The organism is Nocardia sp. NPDC127579 (assembly GCF_042672005.1).
Classification (GTDB): Bacteria; Actinomycetota; Actinomycetes; order Mycobacteriales; family Mycobacteriaceae; genus Nocardia.
In genome coordinates this window covers 134,797-160,751 of record NZ_JBHXVZ010000010.1, presented here as the reverse complement: position 1 = coordinate 160,751, position 25,955 = coordinate 134,797, and the positions used below count along the sequence as shown (strand labels likewise).

Annotated in this window: 1 protein-coding gene (running past one end of the window); it reads right to left on the bottom strand. The window is 65.1% G+C overall.

The window, feature by feature from the left end; all coding sequences use genetic code 11:
• Positions 1 to 88: 88 nt before the first annotated feature.
• A protein-coding gene (locus tag ACFVMC_RS28830) for a glycerophosphodiester phosphodiesterase family protein (protein WP_379215411.1) crosses the window boundary here: on the bottom strand, positions 89 to 25,955 show its 3' end. 90,452 nt of this gene lie beyond the right edge of the window; only the last 25,867 of its 116,319 coding nucleotides appear in the window; the start codon falls outside the window, past its right edge; it ends in the stop codon at positions 89 to 91.

Here is a 25,955-nt window from a genome sequence, read left to right as displayed (position 1 = left end):
TGATGATGTCGGCGCGCACGCTCAGGCGCGGCGAACGGCTGAATCCGCGTAGCGGCGCGATCTCCAGAAGAGCATCAGAACTCCAGCTTTACGGCTCGGAGCGGCGAGACGGCACGGCGTTCGCCTCCGGCATACATTCCGGTTCTCCCGCGTCGGTGAATACGATCGCGTAGAAACCTGAGTCCATCTCGGGCCAGCGCCGATCCGCGTACGGATACTCATAAGCTCCGTCGCCGAGATCATCAGCCGTGTCCGGGATCTGCGCCGAATCTGCGGTCCATTCGCGCACCCGGACCACACGGTCCGGCCCGGCCCCTTCGGCGAACACCGACCACGCAAGCCGGCTCGACGGGTCACCGATCACGTTCACCAGTCCACCGTGTGTCAGCACCCACGCTTCGACTGCGTCGAACGAGTCGAATCCACCCGGATGCGTCCCGGCGCCGAATACGGTCGATAGCCAGGCACTGAACTCGGCTCGAGGCGACATACGATCCAGCAACCACGGTGCGAGACCACGCCATCCAGTGCGCTGCGCGGTGCACCGCAGCAATTCGGTCAGGGGTCCGGCAGGCAGGTTCGCCAGCGCCGACTCGATTCGCTGGGTCAGCGCGTACCAGGAATAATCGCGACTCGTCAGTCCGGGAAACGCCAACGTTGGCAGATCACCGAGCGAGCGGGCCTCCTCGGGTCGGGGACTGCGTTCGCGACGGGGAGGCGCACCCGGGCGAAAGACAGTCATGCGAGTCTGCTTGCTCAGTACTTGACGTTTGACCGCCTTGTCCGGCGGAGTCCGCGCGTCCCACCCGCCGGTGGCTCCGTGTTTGACCAGACCCAGTTCGTTCAGAAGCAGGATCGCCGCCTCGTAGCTGACCGGATCGATGTCGCCGTCGGCCCCGTCGACCAGCTTCAATTCGGCGGGGTCGATGTCGGAGACGATCGGCAACCACTCGTCATCGTCGTTGCACATGTACAGCACCCGGTCCGGGCCGATCACCACATCCGCGGGTACCGGTGGCGGAGATTCGAGCCACATGACGTACTCCCCGCGCCGAACCTCGGCGCGTTTCTCCAGTGCCGCCCACTGGTCCGGCGTCACGAATGGCCGCAACCACATCGGCAGCCGCGGCAGGTAGATCCCGAGCTTGCCCAGATGCTGCCGTGCGGCCCCCAGCACCCAGTCCAGCCGATCCAGGGTCTTCATGTATATGCCGGCAGGTTTCGGTATGCACCGGCCTCCGACACGCCATCGCGCGGCGTCCGGATTGGCATCCCACACAGCAAGCTGATACCGGCCGAGACGGTCCAGGAGTTCTTGGATCTGCTGCTGTTCTTCGATCGCGATACCGTATTCGGTCTCCAGCTTGTGGGACCCCACCAATCCCAGGTAATCGTGGGCGCGCCGGTCGAAGAACAGGTCCAGCACACCGCGTATCTCGTCGAGTTCCCTCGGTGTCCGCTCGGCACTTCCGGTCGAGTCATCCGCGCCTGTCTCGGAATCCTGGTCGGGGTGGACCACGAGCACCGTGCCCCGCACCGGGAACGGCCACCGACGGGCGGTGGTGTCGGGGCCGATCAGGACCTCCGAGCGTGGTATCGGATCGTGCTCCGTTACCGGGTGCGTCAGAGTGCCGTCGCCGCTGGCGACGATCGCCGCCAGCCATTCGATCTCGGGCAACTGGTCAGGGCGGTAGGGACGTATCCGCATCGCGGTCCCAGCGGAACTTATCCGAACAATCCCCTCCTGAACGGTCATGCACATCACGTGGCCTGCACCGCGCGCGTCTTGCCCGGCCAGCAGGGCGGACGCACGCCGCAACGAATTGCCCTTCCGATCCGATTCGGCCAGTGCCAGTAGGTGTTCGATCACGCTACTGTAGGAATCGAATGGGCGCAGTCGTCCGCCCACCACCTCCTCCAACTCGGCTTCGTCGACAGCGGACATCCCGATTTCTCGGTCGAACCGCAACTCCCGACCGATCATCACGCCGAATTGATACACCGCCATCGGCACCACATAGTTGGGCGGAAAGACTTCCGCCGTACCGTCTTCGGTCGGCAGGCGGAACGGTTCGACGAACGCGATCTCTTTCCCACCCGTGGCTGCGTGCGCACCGGCTCCGACTATGCGCGAAAGCAGCGCCTGCGTCGGCTCGAGGACACGGGATTCGCTGTCGGTGTACCCGAAGGGGTCGGCCATGGCACGCGCCCACTTCGACCTGTCTCCGGCTTCGACACCCATGGGCCCAGAGCTGTCGATCAGATGAACGTTGTCCATCTTGCGGACCGCCCGCCGAACCAGCGGTCCCGCATCGAGGAAGATCGCCTTCTCACACAACGTATTTCGCGCCGCGCCAAGGCGGCGCAGGGCGGCGTGGACGACCGCGGCACCGGCCCCCCGGCCCAGCCAGTAGGTCTTCGGCAGACTCACACCGAGGGTACGAATCGCCATGATTTCCTGGACCTGACGAATCAATCCCGCAGCTATGCGATTGCGCGCGTGGACCGCGCCGAGGTCGCGGGTGTCGACCAGTATCAGCGTGGCCGCGGTCAGATCGGACTCGAGCGGAAGAAGTCTGCCGGGCGGCATCGCGGTGAGAACAGTCGCCTCGATATGCCGTTGGGCATCGTCGACCGTTCTGCCGACTGCCAGCTCGGTGGTCAGGTTCGACGGGAGGTAACACGTCAACGACTGGGCGTCGAGACTTCCGGTGAGTATCACCATCCAATCGCCGGTGTCGTCACTCAGGTACGACATCAGATACGCCGAAGTCGGCAGCCGTCCGGTGTTCGCACCGATTCTGTCTCGCAACGTCAGGATCGCCATCAGCAGGTCGGCCTGCCTTTTCAGGAGCTTCGATTGAATAATCGGGGAGCGCTGCAGCGCTTCGAGGAATCGAGCGTCGACCTCCGTGTGCCTCCGGCACAGCTGCGCGAAGTTCACGTCGTGGCGAATGGGAACAGGCACGCCCGGGAGGTTTCCGATCAAGACCGGGTGCTTCTCGATCAGCAGGGCCTGTTCCGCGTCGTCGAGTTGCTCCCACCACGACTCAACGATCCGCACAATCTCGGCGGAAATCGGTTCGGGATCGACGTTCAGGCGCCCCGGATCGATCAGACCATGTATCCAGTCCCGATCGGGCAAGCGAATCAGCAGCCGCTCCAGCACGAGCTCCGGGTCAGGAGAACTCGCCGGCATCGTTCTCGTCGCCGCACCCTCATCGGGCTCAGGCTGCGGCGGTGCCGGATGGACTCGCCGACTCGCCCGCTGATCACCCGGATGGCTCTCGGCCGCACCGGAATCAGCGATCCGCCGCCACTCCCGCGCGCGATATTCGTATCGAGCCGGCAGTGCCGCCCACGTCTCCTCCCACTCCATCTCCGACATCCAGCAGGGCCGGACCGGGCGCTTCGGCACCGCAGGCTGAAATGGCACGACCAGCCCCAGATGGGCCGGATCAGCGCCCAGCAGCACATCGACCATGGACACGGCGTCCTCGATGCCCCCGCCATCGCTGGATTCGTCGCCGAGGGTGCACAGCACATCGACAACCACCCGATCCGAGAGCTCGAGCTCACGAGTCTCCGACGGTGGGCCGACTTCGACGAATTCGCCGAAATCCTCGACAAAGACACGGACAGCCTCGTTTTCGAGGTGCTCGACGACCGACGCCGGTATCTCCAGCCAGGTCCCGGTCTCCTCGATCGAGAATCCGTACCGCAGTCGCAGCCGCAGGATTTCCCGCTGAATCGGTGTGCCCGAAAAATTCGCCAGGGCGTCGCGCAGCTGGGGCTCGTCGGCGTGGAATACGCTGCGCAGCAATCTATGCCCGGTGCCGACACGGGCCGAAGTCGCGTATCTGACTCCAGCCTGACGACGGAAGTTCCGCCAGCCGAAGTGATCTCGCAGGCGCCGCACGACAATGCCGCTCAACCAGCTTTCGACGGGTTCCTGCCGGGACCGGTCCGGGATGTCGCGGCGGCAGTTCTCCCGAATGTCCGCGAGCAGTGCGCGCAGGCCTCGTTCGTCGCCACCACTGAGGTCGTTGCCCAAACGGCGATACAGGCACTCGTACACCTGAGTTACGACACCGGCCCACCAATGCTCGAACGCCTGCTCGTCCCCCTGCCCCGCCGCGTCAGCCAGTGCTGTCCGCTCGGGATTCCCGCCGATGGAGATACCCCAATCACCGTCCGGTCCCTCGCCGCTGGAGCCGAAACGCGGCTCGGCGTCATCGGAAACCGGAGCGTATTCCATCCCCTCCGCAGCCGCTGTCGCCACCACATCGTCCGCCAACCGGAGCACCGATCGATACACCAGCTGCTGACCTTGCGCATCGGGGATTCCCAGGAAGTCAGCGATATTCACTGAGCGCGGCCCCGACACAAGCAGTTCCACGGCACCAGGATACAGCGAATTCAGCGCCAGCGACCGGGTCGGGCAGCGCCGCACCGCACGCTTCCACTGGGCCAGAGTCAGCCGCCGCACCCACCGCACGCGCGGGTCTTCCGTGCCCAACTGCACAATATCGGTGAGGAATTCGCCGAGCGCGAGACGGCAGCACCAGAAGTCGTGATAGTCGGCCAGCAGATCTTCGATGAGCGCGTCGATCCAGCCCGAGTCGTCCAGCAATACCGGATTGCGGGCGACCTTCGCACGCGCCCGCTCGGTGATCAACTCGACGATCTCGTTCACGGTGTCGGTGGCGCTCGCACGGACAGGATCGGCGTCGGGCCACAGGTCCAGCCAGTCGGCGACGACCGTGCTCACCTGACCGCGAACTATGCGCTTGAAGCGAATCCACGGATACCGCAGAGCCCGGTCCATTTCTGAATCCTGGGCGGGCCGCGAATCATCCCGCGACGCTGCGAGTTCGGTCCAGCCGTTCAATACCTCAGCGGCGGTCCAGTGCCTGCGCCGAGTCGAAATACTCGGATTCACAGAGAATCTCGGCACACCGTCATAGTCGGATTCGACAACCAGCGACGCCATCACCGCCCTGGACGCCGGCAGACCCCGCACCCCGGTGGGCGGTTCGCCCGGCGCGACTCGCAACAGGTGCTCACCATCTCGGTCATACTTCCGATCCAGGGCTTGCCGCTCACGAGACTCCTTCTGGGTCAGGGCATCCCAGTCTTGAATTCCACCGTGCTGGATCAGACCGCGTTCGGCGAGAAGGTTCAGGCAGAATGCCAGCAGAATTGGATCGTCGACATCGGCGCCACCGCGGTAGAAGATCCCGTACAGGTCGGCATCGAGGCGCTGCGACCGCAGCGCCCCGTCCTGCCCGATGACGAACACTTCGCCGCGCGGGCCCAGCGACACATCCGTGCGTTCTTCCGCGTCGCGCCGATCCCGACGGCGTTCTTCTTGCCGACGCCGCAGGATCTCCGCATATTCCCCGTCGAGTCCCTCGGGCATCGAGCTACGTTCGTAGCAGAAGACCTTGCCGAGATCCGCACGGGTCAGATCGGGGCACAACAGCAGATCGAGATAATCCAGGCTCTTGTACTTGATATCGCGTTCCTTCGCGTACCCGGCCTCGGCCCGCAACGTCGCGAATCCATCCACATTTGCCGGGCACAACCAAGCTTCGATCGGCTTCCCGATGATCCGCGACAGATCAGCACACGCTGTTTCCCATTGGTTCCGCAGGTCTTTGGGAATGCCATAGCTTTCCTCGGACTCGGCGTCGGTCAGCGGTCCGAGCGGCCGCTCCGGCCGGGCCACACGATCGATGATCCGCTTCATCTCCTCGAGATCCCCCCGAGGCGATGCCGATGGGACAGGCAGCAGGCGCAGGAATTCCGGCCACGCGTCGATAGTGATCATGCCGTTCCGAAGCACGGAATCCAGTCGCTCGACGGCTAGTTCGATGGCGGACTGCTCCACCGGTTCGATACCGGCGGTGCGGATCGCAGCCAATCTGCTCGCCAGTTCCGCCCGCAGTACGCGGCCCGCTGTCAGCGTGGCGCGATCCATCGGCCGGCCGATGGCGTCGGCGACGAAATCCGATCGCACCCCGGGCAGCGAATCCAGCGGAAACCCCGCGGGGGGCAAGCACATACCGCGGCCGTGCGGGCCGATCAGCAGTCCGGCTACGAAGTCTCCCAGTGCCCTGGCATTGCAGTACTCGACCGGGAATTCCCACACTTTACGGTCATCGACGTCGTCCGGGATTTCGGTGAACGACCCCAAGCCGTTCTCCGAGTCCCACAGCGTACTGACCGGAATGCCGGTGTATGCGGGTGCGAGTTCGGCGAGGCGGTCATGGATCCACGAGTAGCAGGCATCGCGAACGGCTAGAACAAGTCCGGGGACGCCGTCATCCGCACGCCTCACAGCCCCCGCCGGGCGGAATATGTAGGTGCTCCGGTCGGGAAATTGATACAGATACCCATGCGGCTCCGGACCGCTGCTGGCCTCGAGCGACCGGTCTCGCCATGGACCGAACGCCGGTGTGCCTTTGTCGTGGATCGCCTGTTCCCGGCGCGTCAGCGGATAGCCCGGCGCCAAACGCCCGGATCGGGGCCGCACGACTGTGATCTGTTGCGGCACAACGACCGACAGGACCTCGTCTGCGGGCCGACCCGCAGGTGGCTCCGGTATCAGAAAGGTCTGGCGTCCGGGTGCGAAGTGCACCATAGGTCGACGATCGCTCCGATATACGGGCCGGCGCACGACGCCCAGCTCGTTATCGTCGAACGGCCCGGTCGTCGTCGACTGCACGAACGCACCGTTCGCCGGAATGCCCACGCTGGACATATCCTCGAGTACCCGCCGAACGGTCTTCAGGTCCTGCAACGGCTTTCCGTCGGATCGGGTCAGATCGACCAGTTCGGGGCCCCGACCGATCGGCCGACGCCGCCCCTGCGGATCTGTGCCGTGCAGGATGAAGTTCTCATCGAAATCCAGGTAGACCTGACTTGCCTCCGGGTAGCCAGGGCTCTCGTCCAGGTAGCCGTTGTGATGCAGCAACCACTCCCGCCTCCGATAGTCGAGTCGCCCATGAAGTAACCGCAATATCCGTGACCGCTCTTCCGCGCCGAGCCCTTCCGGCAGGACGGGTTCGCGTGGTTCGAATATCCCGACCAGCCCCAGACTCCACCGCGGTGCACCGAGCAGGCAGTCGATATCGGTGATCTCCTCGATATCCACACCGGCGGGCCTGGCATGAACGAGACCGGCCCGGAACCGCTCGCTGCTCGCGAGTGAGCCGGGAAGCCATACACTCCCGATTCCGTGTTTGTCCATCACCCATTGAATGGCGATCTGCTGTTCGGGTGCGAATCCGAGCTGTTCCAGCTGCGCGGCGCTGGTCGCCGTCGACGTACTACGGTCGGCGCTGCCACGTTGTTCCAGGATCGTCAAGATCTCATCCAGCTCGACGACCACCTCGTCATCCAGAGATGCACCGCTCATCGCATCTTCGTCAGGCGGCTCGGCATTTCCCTCGGCAAGCAGGACATGCATTCGCACAATGGCCTCGTCCAGGATTCGACGCACCTCCTGGATGTCCAGCCCGGTCTGCCTCGCTATCTCCCGGTGCAGCAGATGACCGACGGCCCACTGCTCGAGCAGACTCGCGTGCGTCGGATGGGTGTCGCCGAGCTTCCGCAGGGACGCGTCCCACAGATGCGGCCACCACACCGGCCCCTGCACGACATCGATCCATTTGTCGCGCCGTGGTGGCGACGGCATCGCCCCACCGGACAGCTCGAGGTACAGCCGCGTCACCGCGTTGCGCCGGAATTCCCACAGTTCCCGGTCCCGGAACACCGCTGTTTCCGATTCCCAGGTATCGGGGTTGTACGGGAACAGGATCCGATTCTCGATCCAGTCTCTGGCCTGTTCGGGATAGTGCTCGTAAGTAGAACGGAAGGCATCGAATCCGACTCGGAGCGCGACTTCGCGCAATGCCAGTTCCTGCCCGGCCAGCTCGAGCAGCGGCACCCATTCGGCCAGCCGAATGGCCACGATATGCGCGCCCGCGTCCTCCGACCAGCCGGCCCGACCCGGATCCACCAGCCGCAGCACGCTCTCCCGGACGTCGATGTCGAAATGCGCTATCGCCAGCTCGAACGCGTCCGGATCCGCGTGATAGGCCCGAACCAGAACGGCCGCGCGCACCGAAGTCTCGTCGACTATGTCGAATCTGTCGTTCTGCCAGAGGAACCCCCGCAGCCAGTGCACAGCCGCACGGCGCTCCGCGACCACGGCTTCCAATTCCGCGCCGAGTTGCTCCAGGTTCTCGGCACGCTCCGGCGGGCCATCGGATCCCCCTTGCACGGCGGCCGCTGATCCAATCCGGGTGATCGGGAAGTCCCTGCGCGCCTTGGCCTCCGAGACCTGGCCGGAGCGCAGCGGGCGCTCCGGAACACCGCTGTCTTGGTAGACCATCCCGCCGAGAACGCAGATCTTCTCCTCCGTCGCGGGATCCACCTCGGGCACCCCGACATCGGGCCAGCGCTTACGTTCGCTGTACGGATATCGGTAGACGTTTCCGCCCAGGTGCTCTGCGACTGCGGGAAGTTGGCCCGGGTCGTCGGTGTATTCACGCACCCAGACCACTCGTTCGCCACCTGAGACCTCGAGGTAAACCGACCAGCCGTGGCCTTCTTGCTGATCCGCCCGGATTGCGCCCGGCCGTCCGGCAACGACGTTCACCAACCCACCGCGCGTCTGTACCCACTCAGCGACATCATCGAAGGAGTCGAATCCGCCCGGATGCCAGTCGGCACCGAAAACCGTTGGTAGCCAACCGGAATAGTGCCCCTCGAGCCCGACCGGCGAATCGAACAACAGCCACGGTCTCAATTCGGCGGACTTCGTGCGCCACGCGGTGAATCGCAGCATTTCCGCGACGCAGCCCGGGGGCAGATCCGCCAAAGCCGTCTCGATTCGCCGGATGGTCGATGCTCCACCGTCCTGGTCATCGGTGGTGTGCTCGGGTTCTGGAAGGTCGTTATCGCCGTGCTCGACTTCGCCTTCGGACGGTTGATCGTCAAGTTGAGCGGGGGAAGTGCCGGACGATGGTCCGGCCTCGCTCGGCTCGGGCTCACGCAGGCACGGAAGTGTGTGCGGCCGCAGACACAGCAACGGTCCCGATTCACCCGGTGCCGCTGTACCAGCGTCGGCTACGACGTGCGATCCCGCCGACCGCCGTTCCTCCGAACGGAATCGATAACGAGTAACCAGCCGATCCCACGCTACGTCCCATTCCGCGTCGGACACCCACGCCGGCGGCGACGGGCGCTGTGGCATAACCGGTTCGAACGGGCGAACGAGTCCGAGCTCGGCAGGCGGGGCACCGAGCAGAACGTCGAGCATGGTGATGCGGTCGTCTGTTTCTCGGGCGGTATCGGGTATCCGAATCTCGGTTCCCGTACCGCGGGCGTCGATCTCGCGCTGCCGTGCGGCGAGATCAGCGACCGGAATTCCGGTCAACCACTCGACATCACCGGGCGTCAACGGAACCCCGAGTATCGCCTGCGCGGACAGCTGTGCGGAAGACCGTGTCAATACCTCAGTGACCACTCGGTCGGTCAGTTCCCAGCCAGCGCCGGGCAGACGCGGTGTGACGCCTGCAAAGCCCTCGACGAATGCCCGGATGGCCTCGTCCTCGATCGCCTCGATCACCTTGGCCGGAATCCCCAGCCAGCGCGCTGTCTCGTCGACCGAGAACCGATGGCGCAATCGCATGCGCAGCACCTCGCCCAGGATCGGACGTTCAGTGAATTCATCCAGTGCGGAACGCAATTCGCGTTCACCGGCCTGATGCAACGCGCGCACGGCCGGATCCGGGCTTCCGGCCTGCGTGCCGACCACGTACTGGACCGCGACCTGTCGTTGGAATTCCAGTATTCCCGCGTAGTCGCGCAGCCGGCGCACTGTGATCCCGCCGACCCACGCATCGACGGTCATCCCATCCGGGATCGTCGCGATATCGCGGCGGCAGATTTCACGGATCTCGGAGACCAGTTCTCGGACGACCCGGCCACCGTCGTCGGCGGCATCGTCGCTGTCCAAGCCGTAACCGCGAACAAACCCGTAGATCTCGCCTTCGACAGCGGCCCACCAGAGATCGAACGGCTCGTCACCGGCGGCGGCCGAAACCGCCAGTTCTCGTCGCCATGTGTCCCCGGCTCCGAAACCGGTCTCCCACAAATCATCCGACGCGGTTCCTGACCCCAGGAAGCGCATCGGCTCGGATTGCGCCACCGCAGGCTCGACGGCCGCCACAATATGATCGACCAGCCGCTGCAGCACCTGATAGATCGCAGTTGCCGCCTGGCCACATGGCACGCCCACCAGATCCGCGAGATTCGCGATGTGTCGCTCAGGAAGGTCCGGCTCGAAGGCGCCCGGGTGCAGCACGTTCAGTGCCGGTGCCACACCGGGGCAACGGTTCGTCGCAATCCGCCACTCGCGCAATGTCATCCGCTGCACCGAGCGCACTCGATGGTCGGAGGTATCGAGGTGCGCGGTGTGAGTGAGGAATTCGATCAGGGCCGCACGATAGAACCAGAAGTCCCGATACTCGGCGAGCACCTCCTCGGTCAGCCCGTCGATCCAGCCACTGTCGTCGAGCAGTACGGTTCGGCCGCCGTTCTCGCGGCGCGACCGGGTACTGGTCAGCTCGACGATCTCCGTGATACTGGCCTTGCAGATCTCCGGCCCGGGATCGGTCGCCGGCCACAGGGCCAGCCAGTCATCCACGACAGCTCGCACCTGGCTGCGCACCTGCTTGCCGAAGGAAACCCACAGGTCGTGGAAGACGAGTTCACTGTCGGCAGTCGTATGCGACACCGGATTCCGGCTGGAGCTACTCGAACCAGCATGGTAGGCAACGAATCTCGGAATGCCATCGAAGTCGATCTCGGCGACATAGGAAATCCACTCATCGGGCGGCAGGCCGACCATTCCACAGGGAGCCGTACCGGGCGCCAGGCGCAGCAACCGGTCACCATCGGGCCCGAGCTTCACCATGAGGGCCTGGCGGACCGCGTGTTGCTTCGGTGAGTCCGCCCACATGTCGACAACACCGCCGTGCTGGATCAGACCGCGTTCGGCGAAAAAGTTCAAACAGTGCGCCAGGAAGACGGGATCGGTGATCGGCTCGCCGCCACGGTAGAAGATGCCGTAGAGGTCGGCGTCGATCCGCTGCCGCCGGAGTTCGCCACGTTCACCGACGACGTACACCTCGCCGCGGGGCCCCAGCCGCAGATCGCTGCGCCGCCTCGCGTCGCGCAGATCCCTGCGCCGTTCCTCGCTGCGGCGTTCGAGGATTCGGCGGCTCCGCTGAGTCAACCCGGTCGGCACCGGTCCGGGTTCGTAGCAGAGCACCTCGCCGAGATCGGCCGGAGTCAGGTCGGGACACAGGATCAGATCGATCTCGTCGATGCTCTTGTATTTGACGGGGCGTTCCTTGGCATGCCCGGCTCCTGACCGCAGCGTCTCGATTCCCGCTGTTCGCGCGGGGCACAGCCAGGTTTCGATCTGACGTCCGGTCTCCTGCGCGAGATCGGCACATGCCTGTTCCCACTCCTGCTGTAGTTGCATCGGAATGCCGTAATAGGTCTCGGCGTCGTCCGGAGTCAGATCGCCGACCGGACGTGCGCGATGCATGACCGTGTCGATGATCCGCTCGATCAGTGTCGCCTCGCTCACTGTCCGCTGTGCCGGCACCACGGGTGGTGGAAGCACCTCGATGAACTCCGGCCACGCGGCCCCGCTGATCATGCCGTCCCGCAAGATTTCGTCACACCGCGCCACAGCGTGGGCGATGGCCGACGCTTCGATGGGTGCGACACCGTCGGCCCGGATCGCGGAGAGGAGACCGTCGAGCTCTTGCCGCAGCGCGTGTACCGCATCCAGGGTGCCGGAATCCAATGGTCTGCCGAGTGCGTCGGCGACGAAATCCGAACGGACATCGGGGATGGACGCCACCGAGATATCGGCCGGCAAAAGACACCATCCGGAGCCGTGCGGGCCACGCACCAAGCCGGCGATGTAGTCACCCACCGCCCGCGCATTGCGGTACTCGATCGAGTGATCACCGATCGGGCGTTCGTCGGCAGGGTCGGACTCCTCGGTCAGCGAACCCCAGCCCACCAGCGAATACCAGAGGGTGCTGGCCGGGCCACTCGAATACCCGGCTATCCGTTCCGCCAGGAATTCGTGGATCCGTGAATAGCCGACATCACGCACTGCCAGCGCCAGTGGGGGTGCGTCGCGGTATGGGCGCGACAGCGCGGACGCCGGGCGCAAGATGCACCGGCTCTGGTCGGCGAATAGGCAGGTCGATCCGTGCGGAACCGGGCCGTCACTATCGTCGTGGTCACGGTTGCTCCACGGCTGTTCGATCGGATATCCCTTCGCATGCAGCGACAATTCCCCGGGGCTCAGCGCGTAGCCGGGAAGAAGCCGTGCGGAACGAGGTTTCACGACTCTGATCCGCTGTGCGTCGATCGGCCGGTGATCGAAGACGCTGGGCCACCCACCGCTCGGCCGGACCGCAGCCGAGAAGGTCGGTTTCTTCCCGGCGGCGAACAGCGCTATCCGCTGGTTCCCGCCCCGGCCATAGGGGTGGAATTCGGTGTTCTTCGCATCGTCTTCGCGACGGCCCGACTGCCGCGACTGCATCCGAGCGCCACCGTTCGCCAGCCCGTGGCGCGACAGATCGGCGAGGATCCTGCGCAGCATCGCCGGGTCGCGGATCAGCTCCCCGCCCTTGTGCGCCAATCCGGCCAGTTCCGGGAAGCGGGCGAGCGGGCGGCGTCGTCCCGTGGCGTCGGTGCCGTGCAGGATATAGTGCTCGTCGAAATCCAGGTAGCTGCGCTCGCGATACTCCAGCCACTCCTGCCTGCGATACTCGAATCGCTCCCAGAGCAGCCGGCCGATCCGGGATTGTTCCCCGAGCGTCAGGCCATCGGGAAGGGCCGGCATCCGCGGCTCGAACGGCCCGACCAAACCGAGGCTCCACCACGGCGCACCCAGCAACCAATCCAGGATCGTGCGTTCTCGGATATCGATATCGGCAGGACACGGGTGTGCGATGCCGGCCCGGATCCACCGATTTCCCTCGGAACTGCCTGGCAACCACCAGCTCTCGACGCCGTGCGCATCCACTACCTGCTGAATCGCTTCTTGATGCTCCGGTAGCAGACCGCGCTGCTCCAGCTGCTCCGGCATCGCCCGTCGTGCGAAGTCCTGATGGTCGGCGAATTCACGGGCGAGCAGTGCGTGGATAGCATCGAGAGCTCCCGGTTCGACCGGCCCCTCCCAACGCTGGATCGCGTCGTCGGCCGGATCATCACCGAACAGGTCCCGTTCCGCAGCCATCTGGATGTCCCCGTCGGCGAGCAGGACATGCATCCGCACGACCGCCTCGTCCAACAGGTGGCGTACTTCGATCAGGTCGAGTCCGGCGCGCTCAGCGATTTCCCGATGCAGCAGGTGTCCGACCGCCCATTGCTCCAGGAGCCGAGCCTGCAGCGGATGGTTTTCGGCCAGGCGCTGCAACGCGGGCTCCCATTTGCCCTTGTCGTAGGACGAGCGCATCGGTGCTCGCAGGACGTCGTCCCATTTGGCGTATCGCTCCGGAGCCGGCATCCGCCCACCGGACAGCTCGAGGAACAGCCGCGTGACCGGCTCAGCCACTCTCAGTTTCGCCCACATCTGCTCGTTGCTGGACAATATGCGGTCGATATCATCGGCGCCCGGCTCGTTCGCATACGACCGCAGCACCCGATGCTCGATCCAGAAGCGTGCTTGTTCGGGATAGTGCGCGTAGGCAAGCCGGAATGCCTCCGGCCCCACTCGAACCGCGACTTTGCGCAGCGCCGATTCGACAGTCCGGACGTCCGCGAGCGGAGCCCAATCCCGCAGTCGGTTCCACACCACGAGTCCGGCGATGTAATCCGGCCATGGTTCGCCCGACTCTCGATCCTGGTTTTCCGGTGGCAGCGCGCCGTCGCGCACGTCGGCGTCCAGATGACCGAGTGCCAGCCGGACCGCCACCGGATCCGTTTCGTACGCACGGTCCAGCAGATAGGCATACGCATCTTCGTCGGCCATCCCATCGGAAGCGTGCTGCCGTAGGAACCCTTGCAACCAGTGCACCGCGGCTCGGTGCTCCGCGACGGCACGCTCGAGTTCTTCCTCGAGCAATGCCAGCACACGCTCCCGATCCGGCCCGGCGGACTCGGACGTGTCGTCGCGTTCGGTTTCGTGGTCGTAGGGCGGTACGGCCGACAACGCCAGTTCGGCGGGTGGCAGCGTCCCGAATCCCGCACTCGTCAACTCCTGAAGCAACCGTCGCAAGGGGGGCATATCGGATCGGGAAGCCTCCGACAACTGGGTCCGGTCCAGTGGACTCTGCCCCGATGTGGGCTGGTCGGTCGCCGCGACGTACTCGACGAATTCCCGGATCGCCGCGCGTTCGGCCTCGTCGCCGTCGGCCATCGGAATACCCATCAGCACAGCGGATTCGAAGGGTAGGGCCCGATGGTGGAAACGCAGCCGCAGCGCCATCCACTTCGGGTTCGAATCGGTGAATGCCCGCAGGAGCCGATCGTCACGGGCCCGCAGCAACGTTCGAACCCGTGGATCCGATCGATCAACGCCCGTCAGCCGCATGAACCCGACCGCGATCGGCTCCCGGCATGCGAGGAAGCTCCGGTATTCGTCCGCGCGTTCCGCGGCGAGTTTTCCGATCCAGGTCCAGAAGGTCGTGCTTTCCGGCAGCAGCGGCAGTTCGCGCAGGGCCCGCTCACGCAATTCGGTGGTCATGTGCCAGGCGAGGATGTGGATATCGGAAACCGAGACTTCCTCGTCCGTCACCACGTTACGCAGATACTCGAAGACTCTGCTCTCGACGTTCTCCCACAGTTCGTGAAATGCTTCCGCGGCGCCGGATTTCGCGGCCTGCAGCAATTCCCATTCGGCGGCGTCACCGATGCCCAGGACGGGACCGGCGAATACCGTCGGTGCTCCCGCCCACCACGGCTGGACCGCACCTGGCGGCATATCGCCGACCAGCGGCAGCCCGTCGGTCGGTATCGGCCCCCAGACTCGCCGTGGTCGCCGATTCGGCTCGAATCTGATCAGCGGCGTACCGCCACGGCAGTGCTGACCCAGCACCGCCTTCTTGAGATGATGCTCCGCCGGAGTATTCGTCAGCCACTGCAGGGTGGCACCGTGCTCGACCCGAATTCCGAACTCCTGCCGCAATGTCCGGAGAATCTGTTCGAACAGTGGCCTGGACGTGATCACCGAGCCGTCACTGTGCCGGACTGCGAACAGGTCGTAATCCGACCCGTACGGGAGTCGGCGTCCATGGAGATCTCGTCCGTACACGATGCCGTCCTCGCCGATGTCGAGGTCGGTCTGATTATGCGTCGTGTACCACTCGCGCCGACGGTATTCGTAGCGTTGCAGAAGCGCGTCCCACCTCTGCGCCCAGTCCGATTCGGACATATCCGGTGGACAGTCCGGTCGCGGTGGAAGCACCGGCCGGAAGATCCCGACCAATCCGATATGCGACGGGTGCGCACCGAGCAATCGATCGAGATCGGTGAGGGTCTTGGTTTTGATCGTTTCCGGTTTCGGCAATGCCAGCCCTTGTTCGACCCAGCGCACGCCGCGCGGGTTCGCCGGCCGGACATCGAGAATGATGCCCAAGGTCTCCGCCGCCCGCTGCAGGTCGTCCTGGTGAGCGACCGAAATGCCGCATCGTGCTTCTATCTCCGCAGCTGTGGTCGGCGGCAGGATGTCCAGGTCCGACGGTGTCGTATCGGTTTCGCCGAGAACGCCGATGATCTCGCCGGGAGTAACCGTCGAGGAGCGTAACGGCGACTCGCTGTCCGGCGTACCCGAGTCTGCGATCCGCACACCTACGTCCGACGCCTCGGGTACCTCGATTCCCAGCAGCTCGAATACGCTCGGAACCAGGCAAAATACCAGATCCTGCACATACCCCGGCTGCACGCCGAGCGCACTGGCAAGGGGGTCCACATGCGGCCATGCCGACAGTGCCAGGCGCAGCACCAGGGCCGGCCACTCTTGATCGGAGATGGCGGACAAGGCATTCCGAAGCGCGGACCAGGTCAGGTTGTCCAGCACCTCGCTCGGCCCCGGATCCGAACCTCGATTTGCCATGTCAACGCGGATCGTGCGCAGGGCCGCCCGCATCCGGAAGAAGGCGAGTTCGTCGATGACCTCCTCCGCCGCGATCCTCTCCAGCCAGGCCGCCACATCGTTCCCCACCGGCGCCTGGCCCCACATCCGCCGAGCACGCTCGAAAACCCGGTCGATCACCTCCTGACTGCTTTCACCATCGTCATTGCCGATGGAGAACTCCACGTGGTCGTTAGCGTCCTGGCTGTAGCGATCCCACAGTTCTCGAAAACCATCGGACCCGGGTCGCCGACTCGCGCGAAGGATCACCTGCTCCAGCATCGATTCCAGTTCGGCCGCAGTCCGATCCCAGGTACGGCCCTGCGCCCGCAACCGCTGCTGGACGTCCAGGGCGCGCGCCCAGGCGCCGGGCAGGTTTCGCAGGTACATCTCGATCTGGTCAGTCCACGCCATCACCGGCGGCGCGGCCTCGTATCCCTGTTCCACACAGTAGATTTCGGCGAGATCGGGGAACTCGTCGCGGAACCAGCGTCCGACACCGCTCGAGGACGACATGAGGACCGGGATACCCGCGGCCATCGCCTCCAGGTCGAACGGTTCGGCAATCGAGGGCAGGAGCACCAGGTGTGCCGAGGTGTACTCGGCCAGCAGTTCGGCGCGGACGGCGATGGGCTCGGCCACCGCCTTGTCACCGAGCATCTTCTGCAACCGAGCCGCCGTCTTCGGTGAGGCACCGCGCACCACCAGCCGCACATCGAGGCCACGCTGGTTGAGCAGCCAGACCATGCGAGCGGCTTCGTCCACCCCCTCGACCGACGCGTCCGCCCGCCCGCACAGCAGCAATTTGAACGGCCCGTCGGGCGCGGACAGCGGTGGCTGTTCGGTGAACTCGCAGCCCGGAATCAGCATGTGCGTGACCGGCTGATCCGATCGGCCCGACAGCGCTACATGTTCCACGGCATTCTCGTAGTTGACGGGCCCGACCCCCACAACTCCCGCCACCATCTGCACGGTCTCGCAGTCCGCGTGTGTGAAATGCACTAAGGGAAGCCCGAATTCGGACGCAGCGGCAGCCGATGCCGCACCGAGATCGTTCGAATGACCCAGCACCACATCGAATTCGTCAGCGGCCGACAGCGCACTCTGTGCCGCTGCCAACCGCTCAGGCACCGAACTGGCCGGCTCATGCGCCGGCAGACCCACCACCCGCACCCCGCTGGGGTCGACCACCATGCCGCCCGGCACTTCCTCGGCGACCACCACGGTCACCTCATGTCCCCGTTTCGCCAGCGCGCGAAGCAGATTGGTATTCAGCGACCGAACACCGCCGGCGGCGAAATCCAGGGCGTCAGCGAAAGCCAGGATCCTGCGCGGATTCTCGGCGACCCCGGTTCCGGTGCCCGGCACGAGGAGAGGGGCCGGATAATCCGGCCCCTCTCCATCCTCGACGCGCTGGGCGTCAGGAGATGGATCGGGGGGCGGAGCCGTTAGCCGAGTATGTCGTGGATCGGCGCCGCCGGACGCAGGATCGGCTGGTAATACCTCGTCGTCCGACGTCGATGCGCTGGGTCCACTTCCGTCCGGTCCCGGTGCCGGTGGCGCCGGTCCGTCTCCTACCGCGGGCCTGATCGCAGATTCATCGATGTCACCGGTGCCACGCGCCGCACGAATGTCCTCCGGGGCCCCAGCATCCGGAGTGGTACGTCGAGGCGAACTGGGATGCTCGCCACCACGCATCTGCCGTGGCACGATCCGCGAACCGCCCGGCACTGCCCAGAACGCACCGCGTGCCTGACCGAACGGATCATCGGTCATCGAAAGGGGCCGGGAACCCCCGCCGCCCGCCGGGCTCTTGTCCTCCGGACGGAATATGGCAGTGGTTACGCCGGTTCCGTGCCCGAACTCGTCGACGTGCCGCTCGAACGCAGTGCGGTCCGCGTGGTCGACGATCCATCGCTGCTCGTCGCGGGTGAGCGTCTGCCCCCGCAGCTCACAGCGGATACGGAGCACTTGCTGTCCATCCTCGATGGCGAGATCGGCGATGATCCGCATCTGGTCGCGGACAGCCAGCCCCTCCAGCATGACCGCGGCGCGATGGGCCGCGGAATGGAGCTCGGCGGGCGTCACCATGGCCACCCACACCGCGAGTTGTTCGGCCGGCACCGGCTGTCCCCGGTGCAGATGCATCCACTCGGCGGTCGAACCGGACATCGGGTAACGGAACCGGACATCGATCGAATCGGACCGAGGTTTACGGCCGAGATGTCCCGTATCGTCCCAGGCGACTTCGATCGCGTCGCCGGTGTACCGTGCCCTCAGGCCCAGAAGCTGACGTCCGTTCAGGAACTCGGTGATTCGCGCCATCCCGAAACACTGCTGTAGCAACGACTTCGGCCAGCCCAGGACAGCCCAGTGTTCCTCGACCACTCCGGTGTAATCGTGTGGGTCCGCGATCGTCCACCACATCTGCCAGGACCGGGCGGAGTCGGTGCCGGACACCTTGGCGGCCCACAGGCTTCGCGGGCCGTCGGTACACCCGGCGTGCAACGAATCGCCGTGGTACTTCCACCACAGATTCGCCCCTCCTTCGACCTCGACCAGCTTCGCCAAGGTCACGAAGTCGTCGTTGCCGGGGTCGTCCGCACCGACAAGCTGGGCTATCCGCCGCTCCCGCGCCGCCGGGTCGCGGATCTCGTCGAGTGAATCGGACTGCGCGGAACCACTTTTCGACACCCTCGAACGCGCCGTGACGCTCGCCGTCTTCGCCGTCTTGTCCAGCTGCCATCGCACTCGAGCCGTATCCGGTCCGTCCTCGGGGATATTCAGTGCTTCGCCGAAGTAGCAGACGAACCGTGGACGCGGACCGCTGATGTACTGGACGGTCAGTGATGTGCCGAATGGTGCGATAATCGGCACCTTCGAGAGCAGTGCCTGGACCAGCTCCGGTACTACGTCGCTGTCTTCCGTCCAGCCGTCGGCCACCATGCGCGCGCGGGCCCAGTCGGCAACCTGCTGGGCTCGCACTCGAACCCCCTCGGAACCGCAGGAGTTCACATCCAGCCAGTCCGCTCCGGACAGACCGTCGCGATAGTGGCCGAGTTTCTCATCCCAGTGTTTGACAGCGATCGCGCTGATGCCCAAGCGGGCCAGCTCTCTGGTCAGGCGCAGATCTGCGGGTTCGACCAGCACCACGGTGTGGCCCGCCTTGCGGGCCGCACGCGTGTCCGATTCCAGGTAGTAGTCGGCGCTCCGGAGTATCACCGGGCCACTTCGCTTGGGATTTCGCGGAAGGTTGCCCACCCGAGGGTAGCCGCCGAACCGGGTGGCCAGGTTGCCGTCCGAAACGCCGAGGACGGCCCCGATCTTCCTGGCTTCGGCCTGTACCCGTTCGTCACCGATGATGCGATAGTTCGCGCCGGATCGCTGCAGGACCGCCATTGTCGCGGCCGTGGCCGCCGCACCGGCGAGCTCACTTCCGCCGTAGCCGACATTCACCCAGAGGGCCACACCGTGTCTGTGCGCGAGAGCCGCGGCTTCGGCCAGGGGCAGCGCATCCATGTCCTCCAGTCGAGTATTGCGACCGGGATCGCGATTCGTGAGGAACGGCACCCCTTCGACGACATGAACATCGATGTGGACAGCCGACGCACCCGACCGCAGTCCCCGAAGGAAGTCCGCGCTCGTGCTGGACTCGCACACATAGTGGAATTCGATCGCTTCGCTGTTGCCATTCTGCCGCACCGGCGGGAGCGTCTCGCGTACCACGGGCTCGGTAATGACCTGGCTCGGTACCAGGTCCGGGCGAGGGGTTTGGACGATGTCGACACCGAGCCCCGCGATCCGAGTCAGGTCCTCGGTCCGGTCGGCGCCTCGCACGATCACCGGCAGTTCGGGATGGTCCAGCAGCAGCTGTGCGGTCAGGTCCCGGAAGTCGAACGAGATCGTCGTCGCGTCGGCAAGCAGGCCGATGGCGGGCTTGGCCCCTGGCGGAACCACAGCGGTGAGCTCGAGGGCAGGCTGCTTACCGCGCCGCTTCCCGGTCCGGCGTGCGTGAATCTGCTTCAACTTGCTCAGGGCACGGGGATCCGAGCTACCCAATCGCGTGCGACCGAGGTCGGGCAGCTCGAATTCCAGCACATTCGTCAGGAAGGCGTCAAGTTCCGACTTCGACATGTGTCCGGTCAGGAGTTCGATCGAAACCGTACCGTCCCAGCCACTTTCGGCGATCGCCGCCAGCGCGTCGCGCAGCGCGAACACTCCGGAATCGTGCAGATCGTCGAGTGATGGACTGGTGCCGGTGTCGAAGTTACCGGGGACCACGACCACCGCACGATCGGCAGTCCACCCCACGCGCAGGCACACCGTAGCCACACTCGGTTGCAGCGCTCGTCGAAAGCCTTCTATCCCGTCAGCTGTGGGGGTCACTTGGATTTCGATGTCATCTCGGCGTGGGACCGCGTGCCGAGGTACACCGGTCCTCCGGACCGATTCCGGCAAGCCGCCCGCCTCGATCAGGACATCCCGCATTCGCTCCGGATGCTCGGTGCCGATACCGACGATTCCGGCTTTCCTCAGTTCCCGTGCCGCGGTGGCGCTGACGACGTCACGCACCACGACCGGAGTCTGCGAGATGCCGATGCGGCTCCTCGAGTAGGCGGCGAACTTCCGAGCGAACGCTCGGTCCCGCACGGTAATCATCGTCACGCCATGCGCACGCGCACGGCCTGCCACCGCTTTGGGGTCTTCTTTGAAGTCATCACGACCGATCGCACGCCCCACCGGCACTTTCGAGCGCGCGATGCTGTGGAGCACGGCCCAGCTGTCGCTCTCCCAACGGTGCGCGATACGCCGCCGCGACAACACCGCCGCACTGCGATACACGAGTTCCTCGTCGATCTCTTCCGCTTCGTGTTCGGTGTCGAACCGCAACACCAAGCCGACACCGAGCCCCTCGATCAGCTCGGCCAGCACATCCAGCGCAATCGATCCGCCGGCTTCGGCCATAGGCACGCCATCGACGAGTCGGACATCGACGCCCAGCACGTTGACATCCGAATCCACCGCGGCGGCGATCGCTTCGGGGGTCACCGCGGTCAAGTCACGCCGGACTTCGAATCTCGCCAGCCGACCGGTCGCGATCTGCTCCGGCGGCATCGACCCTGCCGCAGGGCCTTTCAGCGATGTTCGCGCGAGCGGAACCGCACCGCGCGAGTCCGCTGACGCATCGGCGGCCGCAACCTGTGCCACCGCGATCGCCTCCACGCCGAGTGCCTCGAGTCGTCGGACACTCTCGGCGCCACCGGCCATGCCGATGACCGTCAGGCCGTCGCGATCCATTTCGTCATCCGGATCCCGGCTCGGCACAGACAGGGTTCGGGCCTGCCACAGCATGCGACCGATCTCCGGCGCGTCGCCGAAACGAATTGCGGTCGCGCCTCGTTCGTACGCTGTCTGCGGCAGATTCTCCGCTTCCGCCGCGGTCAGCCAGCCCGAACGATCCGGATCGCAGTAGGCGACCTGTTCCCGCGCCAGCGGAGCGCTCTGGCGCAAGGCTCTCAGCGCCGGCCAGTACGAGGTGCCGAACCCGTATGCCGCATCGGACCCGTCGATGGCCAGGAGTGCCGCACCGAGCACGCCGCGAAGACGCATTTCCACGTCCTCGGCCGGCCAGTGCGACTCCGGCTCGACCCGAATCGACACCGTAGTCCCGTGCATTGCGGCGGCGGCCGCCAATTCGGGCAGCGGCGGGATCCCAGGCTCGGTGACCACCACACCGTCCTGCATCCGAACCATGACCTCGAGCACGTCGATGGAGTCCAAATCCGGCATTTCCGATGCCGACGCACTGGTCAGCGTCCATCGAATCTGCTTGTCGCGCTTCGGCTTCGATGGGTGGTCCGGCGCACTCGGCGGTGGTTGCGCATCGTTCGGCCCGGCCGGTATATGCATCGGCCCGTAGATACTTTTCGGATCGTAGGCATACACCGGGAGCTTGGTTTCCGCGTCGTACGGAATCAGCGACACCCAACCGGTACCACTGCCCTCCGCCAGCTCGTTCGCCACCTCCGGACGCATGTCCAGGTAGGTGTCGAACTCGATCTCCCACTCGCCCAGGTCCGTTCGGCCCGCCAACAGCGCACGCTCCAGCTCGGCCGCCGCCGCGGCGTCGATGACCTCGAACGCCACCTCGGCCCGGAAACCCACCGGCTGATGCCGAATCGACGCCATCAGCTCGGCCAGTGATCCGTACGTTTGCGGCGCCCACCCCGCATTCACCTGCGCCGCAAAGTGTTCGCCCCACCGACCGACCGGGCCGGCCTCGGGCAGCTCCCGGCCCGGCACCCCCGCCGCCCGCAACCTGGACAGCAATGCTGTCAACCGCGCGCACCGCTCCAAACCCACGTTGTCTGCTGTCGCCGGGCGAGCACGGCGAGCTGAGCGCGAACTCGCGGTGTGGGAACTCGTGAACTTCTTCCAGGAAGACCGGACTATCCGGCCGTCCTGGTCGACTTCGACTTTCGGCCCGAGCCCTTTCCCGGGCACGACGCCGTACACAGTCGTCGGTGCGTACACGTCGAAATGAAATCCAGCGGCGCGCAACGCCGCAACTGCCGATGGAGCAGCACTCCCCGCCGCCGCTTCACAACCGTTCAACAGCAGTATCGGGCTGTCCTTGCCCCGAATCGCAGCTTTCAAGTGTTCGTTCGCTGCCAATATCCCGCCGAATGTCCATCCCTTGACACGCAGGAACTCCCGCACACCGGTCCGCTTCGGCCGAACGGCGATCAGGAACTCATCCGGGAAGGCATGCGCGATCACGCCGACAATCGGATGATCGACGGCGTCATCCGCGTATGGTGCGCGCACCGGTTCTCCGGGGTCGAGCACTTCTGGATCCTCCAGCCGCTCCGACCGAGTCCGGCTCCCTCCCAGGGCATCTCGAGGATGAAATGGCGTGTAGCTGTCTTTGTTGAACAGCCCCGAGGCAACCGCTGTCCGAACTCGATTCTTCTCGACCGGGTCGACGAGGAAGCAGGGTCCGATAATTCGACCATCGGGATCGAGAAGTGCCCAGCTTTCGACTTCATCGGCCTGGAACGAGTGCCACAGCCCCAGCTGGCTCCTCCCCCACAGACGTGTCGGCTTCCCCGCGTTCCAGGCCTCGATCTTCGAGCGGATACGAGATGGCCCGGTAGATATCTCCACGACATCAGCCTCCGACCCGGCAGACGGGAAATCGGCCACGTCATGCGGATCGTCGGGGTTCGCCGGATTGGACGAATTCGGCAACCCGTGCGTCTGCGGGTACACCCGCGTCACAGTGCCGCCCGCATCGATCACGATCACTTCCTCGAGGCCAACCGGTGGGTTCTCCACCAATCGCGCGGCGATGTCCCGCACAGTGCACGGGGAGTCGGACAGGTTGACGATGAACCTGACAGCCTGCCCGCGGGATATCTTCTGTGACAGCTTTTTCAGGACATTCGCCAGTGGTGTGCCCGGTTGGGGCGCGTAGTGGTCGAACGATCGGCCTTCGATCGTGAAATCCGGTTGGAGCTTTCCGCTCCGAAGATTGCGCTCATGATCGATCGCGTATCCCGCCCGGGCCAGAATCAGCGCCGACTCGAATTCCAGCCATGTTCCGCGATCGACGTCGTCCGGGTTCTGCGGCGTCCGCCGCCCGCCGCCGGGCCTCGCCTCGGGATCTGGATCGCCCGATGGCTCCGTGAGCCAATCCTGGCTGCCGGAAGTCGCCTCGCCGTTCGACGCGGCGGGATCACCCGGCAAGATGAAGTGCGCGTTCGGCGGCACGGCGCGCCCGATCGGTTGAGCACGGATTACGGGGTCGTAGTCCTGCCACATCGGCTCACGACGCACCGCCCTGCGAAGAACCTGTTCGAGGCCGGCCACGGCATGGGGCCAGGTCCGCTCGAGGGCGACCATTTCCGCCCGCAGTTCCAGTGCGCCGACCTGATAGGCATCGAAGTTCTCGTAGACGTCGACGAGCTTGTCGAGCCAGGCCACCTTGTTCACCGGCCCGTCGAAAGCCTGTGGCACCACGAACATTCGAGAGCTGTCGCCGAGCTCCAGGAGGTCCACCCCGAAACCGCTGGTGTCGGCGACGAGCACCACTTTGCCCGCGTCGAGGGCTTCGATGGCGACCAGACCATAGCCTTCGGCCGGGCCGCCCAATACCACGACATCGGATTCCTTCTTGTCGTCGGCCAGCTTCTCGGGGTCGGTGGTGTGTTCGCGGGCTTCGACTTCACAGTGCGGGCCGGCTTTTCCATCAAGAAGCCGCTGCATGTCCTCCTGTTCGTCCTTCGGAACACCGCGGACGATGAGCTTGACCTTCCGGCCTTTGCCGCGGAACCGTTCGCCGAGCTGTCCGGAGATCTCGGCCAGTTCCTCCGCGCCCTTCTGCTTGTCACCGGTACGACCGAACAGCAGAATCGTGAACGGTTTGTCGTCGTCCCGTGGCTCCGGCGGCGTCGGGTTCGGTAGCACCAATCCCGGATCCATCTGGTAGACAACGGCATCGCTGCCGGTGACATCGTGCATCCGAACCGAATCCTGGTAGATGACCGGCCCGATCCCGACCACCACGTCCGCGACGCTCACCAGGTCCCGCACCATCCGATCGTTGAGCAGACCTTCCTCAGGAACCTCCCGAACCCGCCCCAGCGGCTCCGGCACGAAGTGGGTGAACACCACCAATTTCGCTGCCGCGCAATGCTTGTTGCGGAAGTCGCGGGCCTGGAATCCGGTCAGGCGATCGTGCCCGATGATGATGTCGGCATCGTCCGGCAGATCGGTCTTCCAGTCCGACCACAGCTGCTTGGCTTCCTTCAAGCTCGCGTCCGGTTGCCGCGGACCGACCAGTTTCACGTTCTCGTGATGATCCTTCCCGGTCACGTCATGCCCCACCCGCACAATCACCTGATGGCCGGCCGCCGCGAGTTGCTCGGCCACGATCTTGTTGATCGCGGTCAATCCGCCCTTGTCCGGATCCCACTCCGGAGCGAACATGACGATCTTCAAAGGCTTTTCGGAATCGAGAGCAGCGGCCAGCCCGCCGGAAACTACGTCCGTCGCATCGTCGAGTCCCGCCAGAGTACGTTCCCGTCTCCGACGCACCTGTGGGTCAGTCGGCTCACCGCCAGAGACAAACCTGACCATCTTGCGAATCGCCCGATGCAACACCTCCGATGCGGATATTTCGTCGTCAACCTCCTGTTCGGCGACGACATCGGACAGCTTCCGTCGACGCACGAAACATGCCGTAAACCAATGCGATTCACGAGTGGTCAAATATTGCGAACAGCCTTCGAACGCAGCTGAATCATGTTGAGCGTCGATCAGCGTGGGGACCTGCGTCAACAACTCGATCAACAGGCGGATAGTGCGATAACGCAAGCCGCGAATCTGCTCGGCGCTGCCGCCGAGTTCCTGCCGTACCTGGAACAGAGTCCCATTCTCGAGGAACAAGATGGTGGCGCAGCGGCGATGATCCGGGCCGAGCAAGCCGATACAGCGTTCCAACAGATCGAGATCAGTCGATCTTGCCGCCCATACCGTGGCGTCGACCCCTGAGGACTCCGGTAGCGCATCACCGGACAATGCCTCAGCGAACTCCGGAAGCGCTCGACGCAGCTGCGCGCCCACCTTGTCTTCGGAACGGCCGCCTGCACGCGCGACCTCCGCCACAGTCTTCCCTCCGAGCCAACCCCGCAAGCACTCCTGTTTGCGCTGCTCGAACTGCGTCAGATGACTCTCGTAGAACACCGAATCGACCACGCACTCCTCAATGCGA